General features: G+C 63.2%; 18 protein-coding genes and 1 riboswitch. Of the genes, 6 read left to right on the top strand and 12 right to left on the bottom strand.

Going from position 1 to position 21,345, the window contains the following annotated elements; genetic code table 11:
• Window positions 1-78: 78 nt before the first annotated feature.
• Entirely contained in the window at window positions 79-543 is a 465-nt protein-coding gene (locus O7A61_RS21890; protein WP_337131574.1) for a GGDEF domain-containing protein, read from the top strand.
• Here O7A61_RS21890 and gcvP read toward each other — a convergent pair whose 3' ends face one another.
• The 3 genes from gcvP to gcvT are packed head-to-tail and all read right to left on the bottom strand — an operon-like array spanning window position 544 to window position 4,843.
• Window positions 544-3,354, bottom strand: a complete 2,811-nt coding sequence (gcvP, locus tag O7A61_RS21885) for an aminomethyl-transferring glycine dehydrogenase (RefSeq protein ID WP_337131573.1) — start codon at window positions 3,352-3,354, stop codon at window positions 544-546. It abuts the gene before it with no gap.
• Between the two features lie 18 nt (window positions 3,355-3,372).
• Complete coding sequence (gene gcvH, locus O7A61_RS21880) at window positions 3,373-3,741, bottom strand: glycine cleavage system protein GcvH (protein ID WP_149905505.1); 369 nt, start codon at window positions 3,739-3,741, stop codon at window positions 3,373-3,375.
• A gap of 4 nt (window positions 3,742-3,745) precedes the next feature.
• Window positions 3,746-4,843 (bottom strand): glycine cleavage system aminomethyltransferase GcvT, encoded by a 1,098-nt coding sequence (gene gcvT / locus O7A61_RS21875; protein WP_337131572.1) that lies wholly within the window; start codon window positions 4,841-4,843, stop codon window positions 3,746-3,748.
• A gap of 149 nt (window positions 4,844-4,992) precedes the next feature.
• Window positions 4,993-5,079: riboswitch (glycine riboswitch) on the bottom strand.
• A gap of 173 nt (window positions 5,080-5,252) precedes the next feature.
• On the opposite strand from gcvT, the gene O7A61_RS21870 reads away from it, so the two are divergent.
• Window positions 5,253-6,254, top strand: coding sequence for a hypothetical protein (locus tag O7A61_RS21870; protein WP_337131571.1), 1,002 nt, complete (start codon window positions 5,253-5,255; stop codon window positions 6,252-6,254).
• On the opposite strand, the gene O7A61_RS21865 is transcribed toward O7A61_RS21870, so the two are convergent.
• The 7 genes from O7A61_RS21865 to O7A61_RS21835 form a co-directional block, all read right to left on the bottom strand.
• Complete coding sequence (locus O7A61_RS21865; protein WP_337131570.1) at window positions 6,251-6,751, bottom strand: GNAT family N-acetyltransferase; 501 nt, start codon at window positions 6,749-6,751, stop codon at window positions 6,251-6,253. The genes O7A61_RS21870 and O7A61_RS21865 overlap by 4 nt on opposite strands.
• Complete coding sequence (locus O7A61_RS21860; protein WP_337131569.1) at window positions 6,687-7,478, bottom strand: molybdopterin-binding protein; 792 nt, start codon at window positions 7,476-7,478, stop codon at window positions 6,687-6,689. Before O7A61_RS21860 ends, O7A61_RS21865 begins: the two co-directional genes overlap by 65 nt.
• A gap of 1 nt (window position 7,479) precedes the next feature.
• Window positions 7,480-8,361, bottom strand: a complete 882-nt coding sequence (locus O7A61_RS21855; protein ID WP_337131568.1) for a cytochrome b/b6 domain-containing protein — start codon at window positions 8,359-8,361, stop codon at window positions 7,480-7,482.
• An 86-nt stretch (window positions 8,362-8,447) separates the two neighbouring features.
• Window positions 8,448-9,140 carry a DUF1345 domain-containing protein gene (locus O7A61_RS21850; protein ID WP_027144996.1) on the bottom strand — a complete coding sequence of 231 codons (693 nt, stop codon included), beginning with the start codon at window positions 9,138-9,140 and terminating at the stop codon, window positions 8,448-8,450.
• A 30-nt stretch (window positions 9,141-9,170) separates the two neighbouring features.
• On the bottom strand, window positions 9,171-9,638 hold the full coding sequence (locus tag O7A61_RS21845) for a YaiI/YqxD family protein (RefSeq protein ID WP_337131566.1): 468 nt from the start codon (window positions 9,636-9,638) through the stop codon (window positions 9,171-9,173).
• A 65-nt stretch (window positions 9,639-9,703) separates the two neighbouring features.
• Complete coding sequence (gene gfa, locus O7A61_RS21840) at window positions 9,704-10,273, bottom strand: S-(hydroxymethyl)glutathione synthase (RefSeq protein WP_337131565.1); 570 nt, start codon at window positions 10,271-10,273, stop codon at window positions 9,704-9,706.
• A gap of 83 nt (window positions 10,274-10,356) precedes the next feature.
• On the bottom strand, window positions 10,357-11,484 hold the full coding sequence (locus tag O7A61_RS21835; RefSeq protein ID WP_337131564.1) for an S-(hydroxymethyl)glutathione dehydrogenase/class III alcohol dehydrogenase: 1,128 nt from the start codon (window positions 11,482-11,484) through the stop codon (window positions 10,357-10,359).
• A gap of 247 nt (window positions 11,485-11,731) precedes the next feature.
• Here O7A61_RS21835 and O7A61_RS21830 point away from each other — a divergent pair, with 247 nt between their 5' ends.
• From O7A61_RS21830 to O7A61_RS21820, 3 genes are all read left to right on the top strand, one after another.
• Window positions 11,732-13,744 carry an acetyl/propionyl/methylcrotonyl-CoA carboxylase subunit alpha gene (locus tag O7A61_RS21830; RefSeq protein ID WP_337131563.1) on the top strand — a complete coding sequence of 671 codons (2,013 nt, stop codon included), beginning with the start codon at window positions 11,732-11,734 and terminating at the stop codon, window positions 13,742-13,744.
• Between the two features lie 106 nt (window positions 13,745-13,850).
• Window positions 13,851-17,378, top strand: coding sequence for a DNA polymerase III subunit alpha (gene dnaE / locus O7A61_RS21825; RefSeq protein WP_337131562.1), 3,528 nt, complete (start codon window positions 13,851-13,853; stop codon window positions 17,376-17,378).
• 55 nt (window positions 17,379-17,433) lie between these two features.
• Entirely contained in the window at window positions 17,434-18,237 is an 804-nt protein-coding gene (locus O7A61_RS21820) for a potassium channel family protein (RefSeq protein ID WP_337131561.1), read from the top strand.
• A gap of 9 nt (window positions 18,238-18,246) precedes the next feature.
• Here O7A61_RS21820 and O7A61_RS21815 read toward each other — a convergent pair whose 3' ends face one another.
• Window positions 18,247-19,128, bottom strand: coding sequence for a DMT family transporter (locus O7A61_RS21815; protein ID WP_337131560.1), 882 nt, complete (start codon window positions 19,126-19,128; stop codon window positions 18,247-18,249).
• A gap of 185 nt (window positions 19,129-19,313) precedes the next feature.
• Between O7A61_RS21815 and O7A61_RS21810 the strand changes: the two genes are divergently transcribed.
• On the top strand, window positions 19,314-19,820 hold the full coding sequence (locus O7A61_RS21810; protein ID WP_337131559.1) for a hypothetical protein: 507 nt from the start codon (window positions 19,314-19,316) through the stop codon (window positions 19,818-19,820).
• 6 nt (window positions 19,821-19,826) lie between these two features.
• Here the strand turns inward: O7A61_RS21810 and O7A61_RS21805 are convergent, their stop codons facing one another.
• Window positions 19,827-21,155: a DNA polymerase IV gene (locus O7A61_RS21805; protein WP_337131558.1), complete on the bottom strand. Its 1,329-nt coding sequence runs from the start codon at window positions 21,153-21,155 to the stop codon at window positions 19,827-19,829.
• Between the last annotated feature and the right edge of the window lie 190 nt (window positions 21,156-21,345).

Genomic DNA, 21,345 nt, shown 5'->3' with positions numbered 1-21,345 from the left:
CTTGATCCGTTCCCACTGATCCTCTCGAAGCGCATCGCAGTCCATCGCTGACCTCCAAAAATCAGCGTTGAATCTGATTTGCCCTTCCTTGGGAATCCCAACCCGTTAAATCGTCACTACGCCCTAGATCACTTCAAGCGGACGAACGACATCTATGGACACCCGGTCGGGGATCAGGTCCTTTGCCGCTTCGCCGCCGTCATCAGGAAATATGCCAGGACCGGGGTCGACGCCTTTCGCCTGGGCGGCGAGGAGTTCGCGATCGTCATGTCGAGGATGACGGAAGAGCGCGCCTATGATCTTGCCAGCAAGATCGGCGTCGCTTTCGGCACGGAAATCGTGCCCACCCCGCTCGGTCCCTTGCGCAGCACGGTCAGCGGCGGGATTGGATTCGGCGAAGCCGACGGCAGCACCCTCGACGAGGTGCTGGCCAGGGCCGACTCCATGCTCTATGCCGCCAAGCGTGCGGGGCGAAATTGCGTCATCAGCCGCAAAGGGATGGACAAGGCCGACCCGGTCAAACCGGCCTTGCGCTCCGCGTAGCTATTCGGCCGCACCCAGATAGTCCGACAGCGGCGGGCAGGAGCAGACCAGGTTGCGGTCTCCCGCGACATTGTCGATGCGCGATACCGGCGGCCAGTACTTTGCCGCTATGTCGGCGTCGCCGGCGGGATAGGCCGCCTCGAGGCGCGAGTAAGGGTGGTTCCATTGACCGGCCAGCGCCTCAGCCGATGTATGCGGGGCGTTGACCAGCGGATTGTCGGCCAAAGGCCATTCGCCTTTGGTCACTTTCGCCGCCTCGCCGGCAATGGCGATCATGGCCTCGCAGAAGCGGTCCAGCTCGCGCTTGGGTTCGGACTCGGTCGGCTCGACCATCAGCGTGCCGGCGACCGGAAACGACATGGTCGGCGCGTGGAAACCATAGTCGATCAGGCGCTTGGCGATGTCCTCGACGCTGATGCCGGCGCTCTCCTTGAGCACGCGGGTATCGAGAATGCATTCATGGGCGACACGATCGCTCCTGCCCTTGTAAAGCAGCGGGAAGTGCGGCGCGAGCCGCGTCGCCACGTAGTTGGCGGACACGATCGCCGTCTCGGTCGCCTGCTTCAGGCCGGAAGCGCCCATCATGCGGATGTACATCCAGGTGATCGGCAGGATGGAAGCGCTGCCGAAGGGAGCGGCGGCCACGGCATGCGCCGAGCCTTCGGTGACATGGCCGGGCAGATAGGGTTTCAGATGCGCCCTGACGCCGATCGGACCGACGCCCGGTCCGCCGCCGCCATGCGGGATGCAGAAGGTCTTGTGCAGGTTCATGTGGCAAACGTCGGCGCCGATGTCGCCCGGACGGGCAAGTCCGACCAGGGCATTGAGGTTGGCGCCGTCGAAATAGACCTGGCCGCCATGCTCATGGATGAGCGCGCAGAGGTGGCGCGCGCCTTCCTCGTAGACGCCATGCGTGGATGGATAGGTGAACATCAGCGCCGCGAGATTCCTGGAATGCTCGTTGGCCTTGGCGCGCATATCGTCCATGTCGATGTTGCCGTCTTCCAGGCAGCGCACGACGACGACGCTCATGCCGGCCATCGCGGCACTCGCCGGATTGGTGCCATGCGCGGAGGAGGGGATCAGGCAGACGGTGCGATGACCCTCACCGCGCGAGCGGTGATAGGCGCGGATGGCGAGCAGCCCGGCATATTCGCCCTGGCTGCCGGCATTGGGCTGCAACGTCACGGCGTCGAAGCCGGTGATCTCCGACAGCCAGCCCTCCAGTTCGCCGATCATGGCGCGGTAGCCGGCCGAATGCGCTGATGGCGCGAAGGGATGCAAATTGGCGATTTCCGGCCAGCTCACCGGCATCATTTCCGCCGCGGCGTTGAGCTTCATGGTGCAGGAGCCCAGAGGGATCATGGCGCGGTCGAGCGCCAGGTCCTTGTCGGCCAGCCGGCGCAGGAAACGCATCATCTCGGTTTCCGACTTGTTCTCATGGAAGACCGGCTGGGTCAAAAACTCCTTGCCGCGCGGCTCGCCGGGCACCGTGCTGTCGGCGGAAGAAGCAGCCTTGGCGTCGAACAGAGCCGCGATCGCCTCGAGATCGGCATCGGTCGACGTCTCGTCGAAACTGATGCCGACATGGTCGGCGTCGAGCACACGCAGCAGCCGGCCGGTCTTTTCGGCGGCGGCGGCGATCCGGGCGGCCTTGCCTTTGACCTCCACCGTCACCGTATCGAAACGGCTGGAGCCGAGCACCGATACACCCGCGGCCTTGAGGCCGCTCGCCAGGCGGTTGGCCAGTGCATGGATGTGCCCGGCGATCGCCTGCAGGCCCGCCGGGCCATGCCAGATGGCGTATGCGGTCGCCATGTTGGCAAGCAGCGCCTGCGCGGTGCAGATGTTGGACGTCGCCTTGTCGCGGCGGATATGCTGTTCGCGCGTCTGCAAGGCAAGGCGATAGCCGGGACGGCCCTTGCTGTCGGTCGACTGACCGACCAGGCGGCCGGGCATCAGCCGTGTCAGCTTGTCGGAGACGGCGCAATAGGCGGCGTGTGGGCCGCCAAAGCCCATCGGCACGCCGAAGCGCTGCATCGGGCCGACGGCAATGTCGGCGCCGAGTTTCGCCGGCGCGTCGGTCAGCGTCAGGCCAAGCGGGTCGGCGATGAAGACGATAATGGCGCCGGTGGCGCGCGCTTTTTCGATCGCCGCCTTGTGGTCGCCATAGACGCCAAAAGTGTCCGGCCAGGAGACGAGCAGGGCTGCGGTGTTGTCGTCGATCGTCTCGCCGTCGATCTCGATGCCGAGCGGCTCGGCGCGGGTGCGCACCACATCCAGCGTCTGCGGGTGCGGCGTGCCGGCGAGTGCCACCTTGGTGCGCTTGTCGCGGTGGTGGCGCAGCGCGATGCCGACCGCTTCGGCGACCGCTGTTGCCTCGTCGAGCAATGAAGCCGATGCCACCGGCAGGCCGGTCAGTTCCGTGACCAGCGTCTGGAAGTTGAACAGCATTTCGAGCCGGCCCTGGCTGATCTCGGCCTGGTAGGGCGTGTAGGCGGTGTACCAGGCCGGATTCTCGAACAGATTGCGCTGGATGACCGGCGGCACGTGGACGCCATGGTAACCGGCGCCGATAAAACTCTTCAGCACGGTATTCCTTGCCATGATCGTCGACAATTCGGCGAGCGCTTCGGCTTCGCTGGCCGGCGCCGGCAGGGCCAGCGGCTGGTCGAGGCGGATCGATCTCGGCACGGCCTGGCTGATCAGCGTCTCGACCGAGGTAACACCGAGGACGGCGAGCATGGCTCTGACGTCGGCAAGGCCGGGGCCGATGTGGCGGGCCGAGAAGGGGTAGGGTGCTGCGGTCATGTCAGTAAATTCCTGATGTCAGGCGATATGGGCTTTGTAGGCGGCCTCATCCATGAGGCTGGCGAGTTGGCTTTCGTCGGCGAGCTTCATCTTCCACAGCCAACCGGCGCCGGTTGCCGCCGAGTTGACCAGCGATGGGTCGGACGACAGCGTGCCGTTGGCCTCGGTGATCTCGCCATCGACCGGCGCGTAGACGTCGGAGGCCGCCTTGACGGATTCGACCACGACGGCGGTATCGCCCTTGGCGAGCTTCTTTCCCGTTTCCGGCAGTTCCACGAAGACGAGATCGCCGAGCTGCTCCTGCGCGTAGTCGGTGATGCCGACCGTGGCGATGCCGCCCTCGACGCTGAGCCATTCGTGATCGGCGGTGAAATAGATCTTTGCCATGGGTCTATCCTTTGCGGTAGCGATGAGGAATGAAGGGCAGGGAACTGACATCGATCGGGATCTTCGTGCCGCGCACATCGGCGAAGACCCGCGTTCCGGGCTTGGCCAGCGGGGTGGCGACATAGCCCATGGCGACCGGATGGCCGGCCGAGGGGCCAAAACCGCCCGATGTGACATGGCCGACGGGGTTGCCGTCGGTGTCAAACAGAGAAGCGCCGGCACGCACCGGCTGGCGACCCTGCGGTTTCAGCCCGACGCGCTTTTGCGCCGGGCCTCGTTCCACGACGGCGCGCAAGGCATCGGCGCCGATGAAGGTGCCTGAGGCTCGGATCTCTTTCGGGATTGCCCACATAAGCGCCGCCGCGGCCGGGTCGGTTTCCGGCGTGATGTCTTGACCGTGCAGGCAGAGGCCTGCCTCCAGCCGCAGACTGTCGCGCGCGGCAAGACCGATCCAGAGCACACGCTCGTCCTCGAGCAGCTTGGCGACGAGTTCTCTTGCATCGGCCTCCGGCAGGCCGATCTCGAAACCGTCTTCGCCGGTGTAACCGGACCGGCTCATGAACCAGTTCTTTCGCGGCTCGATGCCGCGCATGAACAGCAGCGAGCCGGTTTCGAGGCCGGCGCGGGACAGTGCCGCCCAGGCTTCGGGACCCTGGATGGCCAGGAAGACGCGATCGAGAGGCTCGACCTTTATATCAAAATCGGCTGCCAGCGCGCGCAAATGCTTTTCGTCGGCGACGGCGTTGCCGGCGTTGGCGACCACCATGAACCTCGTATCGCCGAGCCGGGTGACGATCAGATCATCCAGAATGCCGCCCGCCTCATTGAGGAAGAAGGTCAGCTTGGATTGCGAAATTTCCAGCGCGCCGGCGTCTAGTGGGCAGGCGCGGTCGAGCAGCGCGACGGCGTCTGGCCCGCTGACCTCGAACAGCTTCATGTGCGAGATGTCGAACAGGCCCGCATGTTCGCGGGTGTGAAGATGCTCCTTCATGACGCCGGCCGGATAGGTCAGCGGCATCGACCAGCCGGCAAAGGCGCCGAAGCGCGCACCGGCCGCTGCATGGATATCTTCGAGGGGAAGGTGTCTGTCGTCGCCCGTCATGTCGTCTCCAGAGTCGCACGCAATCGGCCGCGAAGGGCGACCAGTCCGTGCCCCTCTGTCTGAAGCCTGAGAGACTCGCGCAGCCGGAACTCTGTCAGCGGCGCTTACACCTTCGGCGCGGGGGCAAGCCCCGACTTTCCAGAGTGTCTTTCCCGTCTACGGTTCTTTTGCCTGAGAGATTTCGAGCGATTTCCCCTTCGGCGGCAGCTCTCGCTGCTCTCTCCCGCAAACAGGTAGGACTCAAACCTTGAGCCCTCGACGCGCCATCCATAGCCCGTCGGCGACACCTTGTCACCTCCCAGCGACATTGTTCTGACAAGTCTTCGCTAACCACGCCGTTTGCCGGTTTTTCAAGACACTCCTGATATAGCAGGCCGATGTGACGCGTTGGTGCGGACGGGGGCGACAGATGGGCGAATTGATCATGAGCGCTGCGGTGGCGGGGCTGACTTCGAAGAACCGCATCGCTTCAGAGGATGTCGTAATGCTGCGCCGCGACGTGTTCGCCGACGGGGTGGTGACCCGGGGCGAAGCCGACGCGTTGTTCGCGCTCGACCAGACGGCGCGAGACAAATGCGCTGAATGGGCACCGTTCTTCGTCGAGGCGGTCACCGACTACATCGTCCACCAGGAAAAGCCCTCGGGCTACATTTCGCAGGAGAATGCCGACTGGCTGGTCCGCACGATTTCGCGCGACGGCTTGGTCGACAGCCGGACCGAACTCGAATTGCTGGTCCATGTGCTGGAAGAGGCGAAATCCTCGCCGAGCCGGCTTTGCGTCTACGCGCTGGAGCAGGTCGCCCACGCCGTCGTCGACGGCAAGGGACCGCTGATGCTCGGCGGTGCGCTGGTGCCCGGATTGATCGCCAAGGCCGAAGTCGAGCTTCTGCGCCGTATCCTCCATGCCCATGGCGGCGACGGCAACATCGCCATCACCCGGGCCGAGACCGAGGTGCTGTTCAGGATCAACGAGCGGACAGCCCAGGCCAACAACGATCCGTTCTGGAACGACCTGTTCGTCAAGGCGATCGCCAATTTCGTCATGTGCTCGGCCGGTTACGAGGCCCCTACCCGCGAGGTGGCGCTGCGCCAGGAAACCTTCCTCGATCATGCCGATCCGGAAATCGGCGGTTTTTTCAGCCGCATGGTCTCCGGCGGCCTTGCCGGCATCATAGAGGCCTACCGGTCTCCTGAGGACGTAGAGACCGAATGGGAAGCCAGGAACAGGGCAGCCGAGGCGTTGGCCCGTCGGGCCGAGACGATCGATGCCGGTGAAGCCGGATGGCTAATCGAGCATATCGGGGCGGACCGGCCTTTGTACGAGAATGAGCGCGCATTGCTGACCCTGATCAAGCATGCCTCGCCGGAAATCCATCCGGCGCTGAAACCGTTGCTCGACAAGGTTGCCTAAGCCGCACCGTCCGCTGCTATCGTTCTGCAAAGAATGATATTGAAATGGCCTTCGGGCCATCCCGCCAATTCGGCCATCCGCTTGAAGCCAGCCTTTTCATAGAGGCCTGGTGCCTGGAAGTCGTGGCTGGAGACCCAGATCTTCTTGACGCCGCGATCCGCGGCCTCGGCGACAAAAGCCTCGAGCAGTTGCCTTGCGTAGCCGCGACCGCGGTGAGCCTCGTCAATCCACATCAATGTGAGCTCGGACGCGCGCGCCCAGGAATAGCCGGCGGCAATTCCGATCGCGTGTCCCGCATCATCGCGGATGACAAAGGTCAGCCCTTGGTCATCGTCGCGGTCCGTCACACGCCGATTGTCGCGATGGAGACGTTCCTCGAGCGAACTCAATTCGACGGGCGACAGGTCGTGCTCGGCCTGTATGCGGGGACCATCAGATGCCGCCATACCAGTCGTAGCCATTGTCTTCCCAATAGCCGCCGCGGCCGCCGCCGACATTGGCGAAGCCGTCGACCAGTTCGATCTTGTAGAGATATTTCGGCATCTTGTAGCCGAGCTGGCGCTCGACGCGGACACGCAGCGGCGCGCCGTTCTCGACCGGCAGCGGCTTGCTGTTCAGGCCATAGGCGAGGATCGTTTGGGGATGACGAGCGTCGATCAGGTCGATGGTGCCGTAGTATTTGATGTCGCCCGACAGGCTGCGGTCGATCGTGTCGAGGCAATGGAACATGACATAGCGCGCCTGCGGCTTGACCACCGCCTGGTCGAGCACCAGCGCCAGCGGCGTGCCGGTCCACTTGGCGATGCAACTCCAGCCTTCGACGCAGTCGTGACGGGTGATCTGGGTGCGGCTCGGCATGTTCATCAGTTGCTCGCGGGTAAGCGACAGCGGCTTTTCCACGAGGCCTGAAACCTCCAGACGCCAGTCGGAGAAGTTGTTGGCGAGCAGGTTCTTGTAGGTGTCGTCATCGGGCGCGGTCACGCCGTTCGGCCGTTGCGGCTGGCGGATATCTGCCTCGGTGAATTCCGGCGCCAGCGAATTGCCGCCGCCGAGCAACCGCTGTGCCCTGTGGGTCAGGCCGTTGGCATTTTCGAGGAAACTGCGCAGGCCGCTGCCGATGCTGAGCTGACTGTCGAAGGCGTCGCAGCCCGACAGCATGACGCCGGAAGCGCCGAGGCTGGCTGTGGTCAGGAATTTCCGGCGGCTGATCTGAAATTTCGTCATTTCAGGCACTCCTCTCGGGCGTTTTGTCGTCATGCACGGGAGGATCGGTGCGGTACCAGCCGGTGATGATCGAACGCAGTTCGTTGATTGGCCCGGCGGCCACAATCATCAGGACGTGAATGATGAAGAAGGCGACCAGCAGAACCATGACGGTGAAATGGATGGTGCGGGCGGTCTGCCGTCCGCCAAGCAATTCATTGAGGAACGGCAGCACCGAATTCATGCTCGGCGACATGGCGAGGCCGGTGATGATCATCAGCGGCAATAGCACGAACAGAACGCCGCCATAGGCCATTTTCTGCAGCGTGTTGTATTCGCGCGTGTGGTGGAATTTCAGCCTGGCGTGATTGGCGATGTCCCGCGGCAAGCGTTTGAGGTCATCCAGGCGCGGCGCCAGATCGCGGCGGATGTGGCCGTTGATCAGGCTGGCGACCAGCCAGACGATCAATGTCGTCGTCAGTATCCAGGCAAAGAAGAAATGGATGACGCGGGCGGTGCCGAGATCATAGTAGGAGGGGATCGTCGCCCAGGATGGGAAACCGCGCGCCGTCTCGTTACCTGCCGGACCCGACCAGCCGAGGACACCTGTCGTGTCGAAACGGTGCCCGAAGATTTCGGTGTAACCGCGCGGCCCGGCATTGGTGTTTTCGGCGCCTATGGCGAAAACGGTGTTGTTGTAGGCGAAGCCGGATTGCTTGCCGATGTAGAGCTGAGGCCGGGCATTGAAAATCTGCAGGCCGGAAAGCAGCATGAAAAACAAGGAGATGGCCCAGAGCCAGTGTGTCAGCCGCGTCCAGCTCGACTGCCGGTAGATCAATGGTTTCTCTTTTGAAGCGGGGAGACCCGGTCCAATTTCGGATTGGCTTCTGGCAACCGATTCCATCTTGTCTGGTCTCCCGGCCTTGCGGCTTGTCCTACGTGTTCATTGTCCTCCTGATACGTCGCGATCCAAACCGATGTTTCATCCGATCACGGATTTATTATGGACGGACCGCCCAGGCTGACGGCGAGATTGACGGCCGCGGCGACGATGACCGTGTTGAAGAAGAATGACAGGATCGAGTGGACAAGCACGACACAACGCATATGCGTCGTCGAGATGTTGGTGTCGGCGGTCTGCGCCGTCATGCCGATGACGGTCGAGAAGTAGAGGAAATCCCAGCCCTCCGGGCGTCTGTCGCCCGGGAACAGCAGGCCACCGACCGGGATCTTCTTATTGGTGCCGGTGTCGACCGCGTCGCCGTCCATCCAGTAGACATGGGCATAATGGAGCGCCGCCATGGCATGGATGGTGAACCAGCCGAGCGGGATCGACAGCAGTGCGAAGCCGAGTTCGATCGGGTGATCCCCATCCTTCCGATTGATCAGCAGGAACAGCGAGATAAGCGCAACGCCGACAACAATGAGCGTCACCGCGAAGATGACCAGAACCGGCTGGTCGGTGGCGCGTGCGTTCTTGCTGAGATATTTGCCGGTGAACTTGGGCATCTGACTGACGACAAGAACGACGTAAGCGGCAAAAAATGCGTTGGCGCCGATCGAATAGGCGAGCGGGGCGTGCAGCAGCAACGCCACAAGCAGCGCAAACGCACCGATACAGGCCGACACCGCGAACAGCATATGGCGCTGCATCGGTTTCTCGATCGGGGTTTCGGCGGCCATGGCGGTCTCCACCTGGATGGCGCGTGGTTGCTACTCCGGTGTGACGGATTTCAGCGCCCGCCGCAAGATACGGTCGAGTTCGCCGAGAAACCGGGAGCGGTCCTGCGGCGCGAAACTGGCATTGTAGCCCTTGCTCTCGCCGGTCTCGCGCAGGTGCTGCTTGAGGTCGCGCATCGCCACCGCCATGCCGATCGTCTCGGGCGTGAATGGCCGCCCGGTCGGTCCCAGCACATGGGCGCCGAGCGCCACCGTACGTGCGGCAAGCGGAATGTCCGCCGTCACCACGATGTCGTTGGGCTTGGCGTTCTTGACGATCCAGTCATCGGCGGCGTCGGCGCTCTTGGAGACCACGACATTGCGGATCATCGGGTCGCGCGACGGACGCAGGCCGCCATTGGAGACGTAAGTGACGACGACGCCAAGGCGTTCAGCGACCTTTTCTACCTCGGCCTTGACCGGGCAAGCGTCGGCGTCGACGTAGATGGCGGGTGCGGGCATTGTCTCTCCAGAAACGAGCAGGGGCCGGAAATGTATCCGGCCCCTACCTGAAAATCTTATGGTGATCAGGCCGGCAAGGCGCCGGACTTCTTCGCCGTCCAGGTGGCAATGTAATCCATCAGGCCAGGGTTGAGGCAATCGTAAGGCTCCAGGCCGATTGTCTTCAGCCTGCCGCGAATGCCGTCCATGCGGCTCGGGTCGACACCCGATTCGATGATCGACGAGACAAAGGCGGTGAAGCCTGGAGGCGACCAGCCGTCTTCCTCGAAGCGCTCGGGGTGAATGAAGGACAGGCCCTTGAACGGATGATCGCGCTCGACCGGTCCATGCATGTGGACGCCGCATTGGGTGCAGGCATGACGCTGGATCAGCGCTGAGGGGTCGACCACCTTCAGCTTGTTGCCGTTCTCGGTGACCGTGACATCGCCGGTACCGGCAACCGCCACCACCGAGAATATAGCTCCTTCGGGCTTCCAGCATTTGGTGCAGCCGCAGGCGTGGTTGTGGGCGATCTGGCCCTTGACCTTCACCTTCACCGGCTTGCTGGTGCAGGCGCAGACCAGCGTGCCGCCGGCAAAGCTCGCGCTTTCCCTGGGCAGCCCATTGTCGATTTTCGGATGCAGTTTTTCCGCCATTTTTCTTTCCTCCCTATTTCAGTTATGGGCCATGTTTCACCACAGGGGTCGCTGGCCGGATGGCCGGCGGCGTGTGGCCGTCTTCAGTAAACCACGACACTCCGGATCGACTTGCCCTCATGCATGAGGTCGAATCCCCTGTTGATGTCCTCGAGCTTCAGCGTGTGGGTGATCATCGGGTCGATCTGGATCTTGCCGTCCATGTACCAGTCGACGATCTTCGGCACGTCCGTGCGACCGCGTGCGCCGCCGAAGGCGGTGCCCATCCAACTGCGACCGGTGACCAGCTGGAACGGCCGTGTCGAAATCTCCTGGCCGGCGCCGGCGACGCCGATGACGACCGACTTGCCCCAGCCGCGATGCGAAGCTTCCAGCGCCTGGCGCATCACCTTGGTGTTGCCGGTGCAGTCGAACGTGTAGTCGGCGCCGCCGATCTGGTCGGCACCGCGCTTGGTCATGTTGACGAGGTGAGGGACGATGTCGCCGTCGATCTCCTTCGGATTGACGAAATGCGTCATTCCGAATCGCTCGCCCCAGGCCTTCTTGTCGTTGTTCAAATCGACACCGATGATCATATCGGCGCCGGCAAGCTTCAGGCCCTGGATGACATTGAGGCCGATACCGCCGAGGCCGAAGACCACTGATGTTGCGCCTTGCTCGACCTTGGCGGTGTTGATGACGGCACCGATGCCGGTGGTGACGCCGCAGCCGATGTAGCAGATCTTGTCGAAGGGGGCGTCCGGATTGACCTTGGCGACCGCGATCTCGGGCAGCACCGTGAAGTTGGAGAAGGTCGAACAGCCCATATAGTGAAAAATCTTGTCCTTGCCGATCGAGAAACGCGACGAGCCGTCCGGCATCAGGCCCTGGCCCTGCGTGGCGCGGATGGCGGTGCAAAGATTTGTCTTCCTCGACAGGCAAGACGGACACTGCCGGCATTCCGGCGTATAGAGCGGGATGACGTGGTCACCCTTCTTGACCGAGGTGACGCCCCTGCCGACATCGACGACGACGCCGGCGCCTTCATGACCGAGAATGGCCGGGAAGATGCCTTCGGGGTCGGCGCCCGACAGCGTGAACTCGTCGGTGTGGCAGATGCCGGTCGCCTTGATTTCGACCAGCACCTCGCCATCGCGCGGTCCCTCGAGGTCGACCTCCATGATCTCCAGCGGCTTTCCGGCGGCGACAGCAACAGCGGCGCGGGTTTTCATCGGGCATTCCTCCAAAGGCGGTTTTTGTGCAGGCTTTCAGGTTTTGGCCCGCTCTTCAACAGTCAGATGAGACGAAATCGCGGCTTTGTTGGCGCAGATAGCACACCGCTCGAAAACCAGCCCGGCTCGCCAGGGAGCGCGACGGCGCGTCGGGAGGGGCGCCCCTCATGTCGTCCACCGCGGCACTTGAGACCTGGCGACATAGTCCATAGAACTGAACCGTCTGCCGGAGGGGAATTCTACCCGCATGTTCACCAAGATCCTGATCGCCAATCGTGGCGAGATCGCCTGCCGCGTCATCAGGACGGCGCGCAAGATGGGCATCGCCACCGTCGCCGTCTATTCCGATGCCGATCGCGATGCCGTGCATGTCGAAATGGCCGACGAGGCGGTGCATATCGGACCGTCGCCCGCCGCGCAGAGTTATCTCGTTCCTGAAAAGATCATCGCCGCCTGCAAGGCGACCGGCGCCCAGGCCGTGCATCCGGGCTATGGCTTCCTGTCCGAGCGAGCCGCGTTCTGCGAAGCGCTGGAAGCGGAAGGCATCGTCTTCATCGGCCCGAAGCCCAAGGCGATCAAGGCGATGGGCGACAAGATCGAATCGAAGAAGTTCGCCAACGCCGCTGAGGTTTCGACGGTTCCGGGCTGGCTTGGCGTCATCGAAAATGCAGACCATGCCGAAAAGATCGCCGGCGAAATCGGCTATCCCGTGATGATTAAGGCGTCGGCCGGTGGTGGCGGCAAAGGCATGCGCATCGCCTGGGACAAGTCGGAAGTGCGCGACGGGTTTGACCGGGCGCGCTCGGAAGCCAAGAGTTCGTTCGGCGACGACCGCGTCTTCATCGAAAAGTTCGTCGTCGACCCACGTCATATCGAGATCCAGGTGCTGGCCGACGCGCATGGCAATGCGCTCTATCTCGGCGAACGCGAATGCTCGATCCAGCGCCGCAACCAGAAGGTGGCGGAAGAGGCGCCGTCGCCATTCCTCGATGCCAAGACGCGCAAGGCGATGGGCGAGCAGTCGGTGGCGCTGGCCAAGGCCGTCGATTACCAGAGCGCCGGCACCGTCGAATTCATCGTCGACAAGGACAAAAACTTCTATTTCCTTGAAATGAATACACGATTGCAGGTCGAACATCCGGTGACCGAGCTCGTCACCGGCATCGATCTGGTCGAGCAGATGATCCGCGTCGCCGCCGGCGAGAAACTCGCCATCAAGCAGAGCGACGTGAAGCTGAATGGTTGGGCGGTGGAAAGCCGGCTCTACGCCGAGGATCCCTATCGCAATTTCCTGCCGTCGATCGGCCGGCTGACGCGCTACCGGCCGCCGGAGGAAGGACAGTTCGGCGACATCGTCATCCGCAACGACACCGGTGTCACCGAAGGCTCGGAAATCTCGATGTTCTACGATCCGATGCTCGCCAAGCTGTGTACCTGGGCGCCGACGCGGCTCGAGGCCATAGATGCCATGTCGGAAGCGCTGGACAGCTTTGTCGTCGACGGCATCGAGCACAACATACCGTTCCTGGCGGCGCTGATGCAGCATCCGCGCTGGCGGAAAGGAGAGATATCGACCGGCTTCATCGCGGAGGAATATCCCGACGGTTTTGCCCCCGTCGTGCCGAACAGCGAGGAAAGGGCCGTGCTGGCATCGATCGTCACCGCCGTGGAACTGCTGCGCCGCGACCGTCTCGACCGGCTGGGCGGGCGGCTGGCGCTGCATTCGGGAGCGCTCAAGCGCGACTGGGTGGTGAAGATCGGCGAAGATTATCTGCCGGTTTCTATCATTGAAGGCATGATTTCCATCCCGATGGAAATCGACCTGTCCATCGATGGCTGCAAGGCACTGACCGTTTCGTCCGACTGGCGGCCGGGTGACCTCATCTGGCGCGGCACGGTCGGCAAGCGCAGGGTTGCCGCCCAGATCCGGCCTGTCGCCAATGGCCTTCGCATCGCCTGGAAAGGCATGTCGGTGACCGCGCGCGCCATGCTGCCGCGCACCGCCGAATTGGAACGGCTGATGCCGGACAAAGTGGCGCCGGATACGTCGAAACTTCTGCTCTGCCCGATGCCGGGGCTTGTCGTGTCGATCGCCGTTGCCGAAGGCCAGGAGGTCAAGGCCGGCGAGACCTTGGCCGTGGTCGAGGCGATGAAGATGGAAAACGTGCTGCGCGCCGAGCGCGATCTGGTCGTGGCGAAACTCAACGCCAAGCCCGGCGATAGCCTGGCTGTCGACGCTGTGATCATGGAGTTCGCCTGAGCGGCTGGAAGCCTGTGGTCAGTAGTCGTTTGTGCTGGACTGGTATCGCCCGGTCCCGGACAATACATCTCCATCGACTCAAGCCTTACGGACAGCGCGACAAACCATGGCGGATGACAGACTTCCACGCGATCCCCTGAAGCGCGAAGCCGCGATCGCGGTCGCGCGGCCGGAGGTGCCGGCGCGGCCGTTCGTCCATTTGCGCGTGCACTCGGCCTATTCGCTGCTGGAGGGCGCGCTTCAGCTTGGCAAGATCGTTGGCCACGCGGTGAAAGACGAGGCGCCGGCCATCGCCGTCACAGACACCAACAATCTGTTTGGTGCGCTGGAATTCGCGCAAAAGGCGGTGAAGGACGGCATTCAGCCGATCATCGGCTGCCAGATCGCGCTCGCCTTCTCGGGCGAGAACAGCGATGGCCAGCGTGACCGCCGTCGGCAAGGCCCCGATATGCGGCCGGTCGTGCTGCTCGCGGCCACTGAAGCCGGCTATTCCAATCTCGTCCGGCTGGTCAGCCGCGTTTATCTCGAAACGCCGCCCGGTGAAGCGGTGCACCTGACCACCGAAATGATGGACGGCCAATGTGACGGCCTGATTTGTCTCAGTGGCGGGCCGCGCGGCCCGATCGGCATAGCCCTGAAGGAAGATCGCCGCGATCTTGCCGAGGCGCGACTAGTCACTCTCAAGACGATGTTCGGCGACCGCCTCTATGTCGAGCTGGACCGGGTTTCGGGTTACGACCGGATGATCGAGAAATCCTCGATCGATCTCGCCTATTCCCATGAACTGCCGCTGGTTGCCACCAACGAGGCCTTCTTCTCTTCGCGCGATGAATATGAGGCGCACGATGCGTTGATCGCCATCGCCGAGGGTTCGGTCGTCGCCGTCGACACCCGCCGCCGGCTGTCGCCGGACAATTTCCTGCGCAGCCAGGCCGATATGGCGAAATTGTTCGCCGACCTGCCGGAAGCGATCGACAACACGATCGAGATCGCGCTGCGCTGCTCCTATTATCCGAAAACGCGCAGCCCGATCCTGCCGCGTTTCACCGGCGGCGATGCCTCCGACAAGGACGCGGCCGAAAAGGCCGAGGCCGAGGAATTGGCCCGCCAGGCGCGCGAAGGGCTCGATGCACGGCTTGCCCTGCATGGGCCGACCCCGGGCTACACGGTCGAGCAATATCGTGAGCGGCTCGAATTCGAGCTTGGCATCATCGAGAAGATGAAATTCCCCGGCTACTTCCTGATCGTTGCCGACTTCATCAAATGGGCCAAGGCGCAAGGCATTCCGGTCGGGCCGGGGCGTGGTTCGGGCGCCGGTTCGCTGGTCGCCTATTCCACCACCATCACCGACATCGATCCGCTGCGCTTCTCGCTTCTGTTCGAACGCTTCCTCAATCCGGATCGCGTGTCGATGCCCGACTTCGACATCGATTTCTGCCAGGACCGCCGCGAAGAGGTGATCCGCTACGTCCAGCAGAAATATGGCCGCGACCAGGTCGGCCAGATCATCACTTTCGGTACGCTGCAGGCGCGCGCCGTGCTGCGCGACGTCGGCCGCGTGCTGCAGATGCCCTATGGCCAGGTCGACAAGCTCTCCAAGATGGTGCCGCAGAACCCGGCCAATCCGGTCAAGCTCGCCGACGCCATCGCCAACGAGCCGCGCTTTGCCGAGGAGGCCGAGAAGGAGCCGATCGTCCAGACGCTGCTCGACATGGCGCAAAAGCTGGAGGGCCTCTACCGCCATGCCTCCACGCACGCCGCCGGCATCGTTATTGGCGACCGACCTTTGTCGGAACTGGTGCCGATGTACCGTGATCCGCGCTCGGACATGCCGGTCACCCAGTTCAACATGAAATATGTCGAGCAGGCCGGGCTGGTGAAGTTCGACTTCCTCGGCCTGAAGACGCTGACGGTGCTGGAGACGGCGGTGAAGTTGATCCGCCGCCGCGGCATCGACATCGACCTCGCGACGATTCCGCTCGACGATCCCGAGACCTACGCCATGCTGTCGCGCGGCGAGGTTGTCGGCGTGTTCCAGGTGGAAAGTGCTGGCATGCGCAAGGCGCTGATCGGCATGCGGCCGGACTGCATCGAGGACATCATCGCGCTGGTCGCGCTCTACCGGCCGGGCCCGATGGAAAACATCCCGACCTACAACGCCAGAAAGCATGGCGAGGAGGAGATGGCCTCGATCCATCCCAAGATCGACCATCTGGTAAAGGAGACGCAAGGCGTCATCGTCTACCAGGAACAGGTGATGCAGATCGCGCAGGAGCTGTCCGGCTATTCGCTTGGCGAAGCCGACCTTCTGCGCCGCGCCATGGGCAAGAAGATCCGCGCCGAGATGGACAAGCAGCGCGAACGCTTTGTCTCCGGCGCGGTCGAGCGCGGCGTGGCAAAGCCGCAAGCCGACTTCATTTTCGACCTGCTGGCCAAGTTCGCCGACTATGGTTTCAACAAGTCGCACGCCGCCGCCTACGCCGTCGTCTCGTACCAGACCGCCTATCTCAAGGCGCATTATCCGGTCGAGTTCCTGGCGGCGTCGATGACACTCGACATGGGCAACACCGACAAGCTCGCCGACTTCCGCCAGGATGCGCTGCGCCTCGGCATCGAGGTCCTGGCGCCGTCGGTGATGACGAGTTTCCGTCCCTTCGAGGTCGGCGAGAACCGCATCTATTACTCGATGGCCGCGCTCAAGGGCGTCGGCGATGCCGCCGTGGAGCACATCGTCGCCGTTCGCGGCGAAAAGCCGTTCAAGAGCCTGGCCGATTTCTGCGAGAGGGTCGACCCGAAGATCGTCGGCAAGCGGGTTTTCGAAAGCCTGATCATGGCCGGCGCGCTCGACTGCTTCGGCCATGATCGCGCCCAGATGCTGGCTGGCGTCGAGCGGATGATGGGACTTGCGTCGCTCGCCCAGCAGAACGCCGTTTCGGGTCAGGCCGATATCTTCGGCGCCTCGCTCGGCGCCCAGTCGCAGGCGCTCAATTTGCCGGCGACCGATCCCTGGCTCGCCGCCGACCGCCTGCACCGCGAATTCCAGGTCGTCGGCTTCTATCTCTCGGCCCATCCGCTCGACGAGTACAAGGCGGCGCTGCAGAAGATGCGGGTGCAGAACTGGGCGGAGTTCTCCGCTGCCGTCAAGCGCGGCGCTTCCGCCGGCCGGCTTGCCGGCACCGTCACCAGCAAGCAGGAGCGCAAGACGCGCACCGGCAACAAGATGGGCGTGGTGGCCTTTTCCGACACCTCCGGCCAGTACGAGGCCGTGTTGTTTTCAGAAGGATTGGCCCAGTATCGCGATCTCCTCGAAGCCGGCCGCTCCGTTGTCATCACTGTCGCGGCGGAGGACAGGCCCGAGGGTGTCAACCTGCGCATCAACTCCGTCCAATCGCTGGAGGACGAAGCAAGCCGCATCCAGAAGGCTCTGCGCATTTTCGTCAGGAACGAGGGGCCTGCCTCGATCATCCAATCCCAGCTCACCCAGCGCGGGGAAAGCCAGGTCAGCATTATCGTGATCAAGGAAGAGGCGCAGAGCGAGGTCGAGATTGCCCTGAATGGCGGCTACCGTGTCTCGCCGCAGATCGCCTCGGCGATGCGCGCCGTGCCGGGCGTGGTCGAAGTGGAGCTGGTGTGATCTGCGCGCTTGCCAGGCGGCACCCCGCGGGCCGGCACCTGCCGCTCATGCCGGCATGAAGGCCAAGGGGACGCGCGCATCGCAGGATCATTCCGCGACGGCGCGTCTACGCGACATGCTGCGCAGGCTCTATCATGGGCGCTCGCCGGCCGCGTTCCGGTTCCAGCTGGTGGCCGTCATCATCGACCTCGCCATCATCGCCTTTTTCATCGCCACGCCGGTCATCCAGCAGTCGGCCTCGTTTCTGTGGCTGGACTATGGCGTGGCGGCTCTGGTCGCCGCCGATCTGATTGCCAGGCTGCTGGCCTCCAACGACATGCTGCGCCTGATGAAGCAGCCGACCTTCTGGGTGGATGCCTTCATCCTTCTGACGCTGCTGATGCCGGCGGCGCTCGCAAGTCTCGGCTTTCTGCGAATTCTGCGGCTGTGGTCGCTGTCGCGCAGCGGTTCGATCTGGCGGCATTTCGAGATGCGTGGCCTGCGACCCTGGCGCGAGGCAAGCCATGCGGTCATCAACCTGTTGACCTTTCTCTTTGTCATCACGGGTTTCGTTTACACGTTCTTTTTCCGCAACGGTGCCGGACTGGAAAACTACATCGACGCGCTCTACTTCACCGTCGCGACCGTGACGACAACCGGCTTCGGCGACATCGTGCTGCCGGGCATCGCCGGCAAGCTGACGGCGATCGTGACCATGATCATCGGCATATCGCTGTTCGTCAGGCTGGCGCAGGCGATCTTTCGGCCGGCCAAGGTGTTCTTTCCCTGTCCGCAATGCGGGTTGCGGCGGCATGAGCCTGACGCCGTGCACTGCAAGGCATGCGGCCATGTCCTCAACATTCCAGACGAAGGGAACTGACCGGCAGTGCTATGACGCCGCGACCTCGGCCGGCTTTACAGCTTTGCGCTGCAAGTTGAGCAAATTGCCCATCAGGATCAGCAATGCGCCGCCGGCGATGAACGCGTCGATCTGCTCCTGATAGAGCAGCCAGCCGATCAATGCCGACAGCGGTACGCGCAGAAAATCCATCGGCGAGATCACGGTCGCGTCGGCATAGGCCAGGGCGCGGGCGAGGCAGAAATGGGACGACATGCCGGTGAACCCGATCAGGATGATCCAAGGCCACAGTGCAAGCGAAGGGTTGCGCCATTCGTAGAGAGCCGGAACAAGGCCGACCACGGACTGGATGACCAGCATCCAGAAGATGATCCGCACGACGCTGTCCGTGCGCGTCAGCGACTTGACCAGCACCAGCGAAACGCCGAAACAGACCGCCGCGCCCAGCACGACCAGATGGCCCACATCGGCCGAGTCGACGCCTGGACGCACGATGACGACCACGCCGATCAGCCCAAGCACGATCGCCGCGAGCCGTGGCCGGCTCAGCCTTTCGCCGAGAAACGTGACCGCCAGGATCGCCGTCCAGATCGGCGTGGTGAATTCGATCGAGATCAGTACCGCCAGCGGAATGAGCGTCAACGCGTAGAGCCAGGCAGCCTGGCCGCTATAGTGGACGACATTGCGCGCGATATGGGCCAGCGGCCGCTGCGTGCGCATCGCGGCAAGCCCACCTGTCGCCATTACCAGCGGCAGCAGAATGAAGAAGCCGATGACCGAACGCAGTTCCAGCACCTGGAAGACATTGAGTTCGGCCGTGGTGGCGCGGCCGGCGACGGACATCGCCAGGAACGACGTGATCGACAGCGCCATCCAGAACGCGGCCTTGGGGATCGACGGGGTGGGTGCCATGTCCGCTATGTCGCAGGCCGTGGCTGTCGGAGCAATCGCTAGTCCATGTATTCTTCTGGGCCAGTCGCGGCGAAGGCTTTGAGTGCAGTCATGCTGCGGGCGGAACCCGATACGGCCAGGGGCGTTGAGCCCCCTAGTATCCGTGCTGTGCAAACGCGCATTCCCATGTCGACAAGGAGGGTTTCATGAGACGATTCGCGCAAGTGGCGCTTGCTGGCTGCCTGGTGATTGCTGCGGGCGCGGCTCATGCCGACGAGACCAAATTTCTCCAGTCGTTCAAGGGCAATTTCGCTGGCAAGGGCACTGTCCAGGTAACCACGGATGTGCCGAACGTCAGCGTCTCTTGCAGCTTCAAGTCGGACGCGACCTCAACCTCGCTGTCGCTCGACGGCAACTGCCGCGGCCTGATCGTGGTGACACGCGCCATCAGCGCTCGTCTGAAGGTCAGCGGCGGCAAATACAGCGGCGTCTATGTGGGATCGCGCACCGGACCGGCGCAGCTGAACGGAAGCCGTTCCGGCAATGCGATAAACCTCGCCATTCGCTGGGCCAAGGAGGTCAATGGCGATCGCACCGCGCAGCTTACCGTACAAAAAAACGGGGCGGACGGCATTGTTTTGACGGTGGTCGACCGTGATCCCCAAACCGGCAAGAGCGTTGTGACCAGCCGCATCGATCTTCGGCGCAGCTGATCGGGTTCAATCTTCAAGCGGCTCCGGTGGATGGCCGTCGCGGCCCTTGCCGAAGGTGTAGCCGGTTTGCACAGCCTTGCGCCCGAACTTGTCGCGCAACGCATCGATGGCGCCTTCGGCCATGGCGCGCTTGCGCGACTGGACATCGACCAGATCCGGCGGGTCGGCCTTATCGTCGTCAGAGAGGTCGCTGACACCGATGCCGAGCAATCGAAATTTCGTTCCGTCCGTCTCCTTGCGAAGAAGTTCCACGCCGGTCGAAAAGATCCGGTCGGCGAGCCGGGTCGGGTCGCCGAGTTGGCGGTTGCGCGTGCGCAGCTTGAAATCCTGGGTCTTCAGCTTCAGCACGACGGTGCGCCCGGCAATGCCTGACTTCTTCAGCCGCGCCGAGACTTTTTCCGAAAGGCCCCTCAGCACGGAGACCAGCTCTTCCAGCGAGGCGATGTCGGTGTCGAAAGTGGTTTCGGCCGATACGCTCTTGGCGTCCTGGTCGGGGTCGACGCGGCGGACATCCTCACCGCGCGAAAGCCGGTAGAGCCGTTCGCCCATCACCCCATAGCGGCGCATCAGGTCGCCGCGTTCCATCTTTTGAAGCTGGCCGATGGTGCGGATGCCATCCTGTTCGAGCGTGGCGTTGAACGCCTTGCCGACACCCCAGATCATGGTCACCGGCTGCGTTGCCAGAAAGCCGACCGCTTCGGCCTCGCCAATGACGGAGAAGCCGCGCGGCTTGCGGAAGTCGGACGCGATCTTGGCGAGAAACTTGCAGTAGGACAGGCCAGATGAAACGGTGATGCCGATCTCCTTCTCCACGGCCAGCGCGAAGCGCGCCAGCACCACCGCCGGCGGCAGGCCGTGCAGCCGCTCGGTGCCGGCGAGATCAAGGAATGCCTCATCGATCGACAGCGGCTCGACCAGCGGCGTCAAGGCCTGCATCATGGCGCGCACCTCGCGGCCGACGGCCACGTATTTTTCCATGTTGGGCGCGATCACGACCGCCTCGGGGCAGGCTTCGAGCGCCTTGAACATCGGCATGGCGGAGCGGACGCCGCGGATGCGCGCGATATAGCAGGCGGTGGAGACGACGCCGCGCTTGCCGCCGCCAATGATCAGCGGCTTGTCCTTGAGCGCCGGGTTGTCACGCTTTTCGATGGCCGCGTAGAACGCATCGCAATCGATATGGGCCAGATGCAGCCGGTAAAGCTCGGGATGGCGGGCAAGGCGAGGGCTGCCGCAGCGTTCGCAGCGGCGCGTTTCACCGCGCTGAAACGTCAGGCAGTCACGACAAAAACCGTGATCGGGATTGTTGACAGGAGCCGCCATCGCTGCGAACATAAAGAGAACAGAAGCAATGGTACGACAGCGCAAGGCCAGCGACAAGCCTGGCCTGGGGAGAACGCATGAGACTTCCTGTGTCAACCTTTGGCGAGCAAGGCAGCTGCGGCGGGGTGTCTGTCTGGATTGTAGAGGGTACCGTCCTGCCAGGCGCGCCAGAGGATTCTGAGCCAAGCCCTGGCAAGGATGC

It is taken from the genome of Mesorhizobium sp. Cs1321R2N1 (genome assembly GCF_037179725.1).
Classification (GTDB): domain Bacteria; phylum Pseudomonadota; class Alphaproteobacteria; order Rhizobiales; family Rhizobiaceae; genus Mesorhizobium; species Mesorhizobium salmacidum.
Note: the sequence above shows the minus strand (reverse complement) of the source record. Positions and strands in the feature narration are given on the sequence as shown.

Coding starts and splice junctions, on each gene's coding strand:
- gcvT (WP_337131572.1), bottom strand. CDS start 4,843: ATGACGGGCGACGACAGACACCTTCCCCTCGAAGATATCCATGCAGCG.
- O7A61_RS21805 (WP_337131558.1), bottom strand. CDS start 21,155: ATGTTCGCAGCGATGGCGGCTCCTGTCAACAATCCCGATCACGGTTTT.
- O7A61_RS21850 (WP_027144996.1), bottom strand. CDS start 9,140: ATGGCCGCCGAAACCCCGATCGAGAAACCGATGCAGCGCCATATGCTG.
- O7A61_RS21845 (WP_337131566.1), bottom strand. CDS start 9,638: ATGCCCGCACCCGCCATCTACGTCGACGCCGACGCTTGCCCGGTCAAG.
- O7A61_RS21820 (WP_337131561.1), top strand. CDS start 17,434: ATGAAGGCCAAGGGGACGCGCGCATCGCAGGATCATTCCGCGACGGCG.
- O7A61_RS21865 (WP_337131570.1), bottom strand. CDS start 6,751: ATGTCGGCGGCGGCCGCGGCGGCTATTGGGAAGACAATGGCTACGACT.
- O7A61_RS21815 (WP_337131560.1), bottom strand. CDS start 19,128: ATGGCACCCACCCCGTCGATCCCCAAGGCCGCGTTCTGGATGGCGCTG.
- O7A61_RS21830 (WP_337131563.1), top strand. CDS start 11,732: ATGTTCACCAAGATCCTGATCGCCAATCGTGGCGAGATCGCCTGCCGC.
- O7A61_RS21855 (WP_337131568.1), bottom strand. CDS start 8,361: ATGGAATCGGTTGCCAGAAGCCAATCCGAAATTGGACCGGGTCTCCCC.
- dnaE (WP_337131562.1), top strand. CDS start 13,851: ATGGCGGATGACAGACTTCCACGCGATCCCCTGAAGCGCGAAGCCGCG.
- gfa (WP_337131565.1), bottom strand. CDS start 10,273: ATGGCGGAAAAACTGCATCCGAAAATCGACAATGGGCTGCCCAGGGAA.
- O7A61_RS21810 (WP_337131559.1), top strand. CDS start 19,314: ATGAGACGATTCGCGCAAGTGGCGCTTGCTGGCTGCCTGGTGATTGCT.
- O7A61_RS21860 (WP_337131569.1), bottom strand. CDS start 7,478: ATGACGAAATTTCAGATCAGCCGCCGGAAATTCCTGACCACAGCCAGC.
- gcvP (WP_337131573.1), bottom strand. CDS start 3,354: ATGACCGCAGCACCCTACCCCTTCTCGGCCCGCCACATCGGCCCCGGC.
- O7A61_RS21870 (WP_337131571.1), top strand. CDS start 5,253: ATGGGCGAATTGATCATGAGCGCTGCGGTGGCGGGGCTGACTTCGAAG.
- gcvH (WP_149905505.1), bottom strand. CDS start 3,741: ATGGCAAAGATCTATTTCACCGCCGATCACGAATGGCTCAGCGTCGAG.
- O7A61_RS21835 (WP_337131564.1), bottom strand. CDS start 11,484: ATGAAAACCCGCGCCGCTGTTGCTGTCGCCGCCGGAAAGCCGCTGGAG.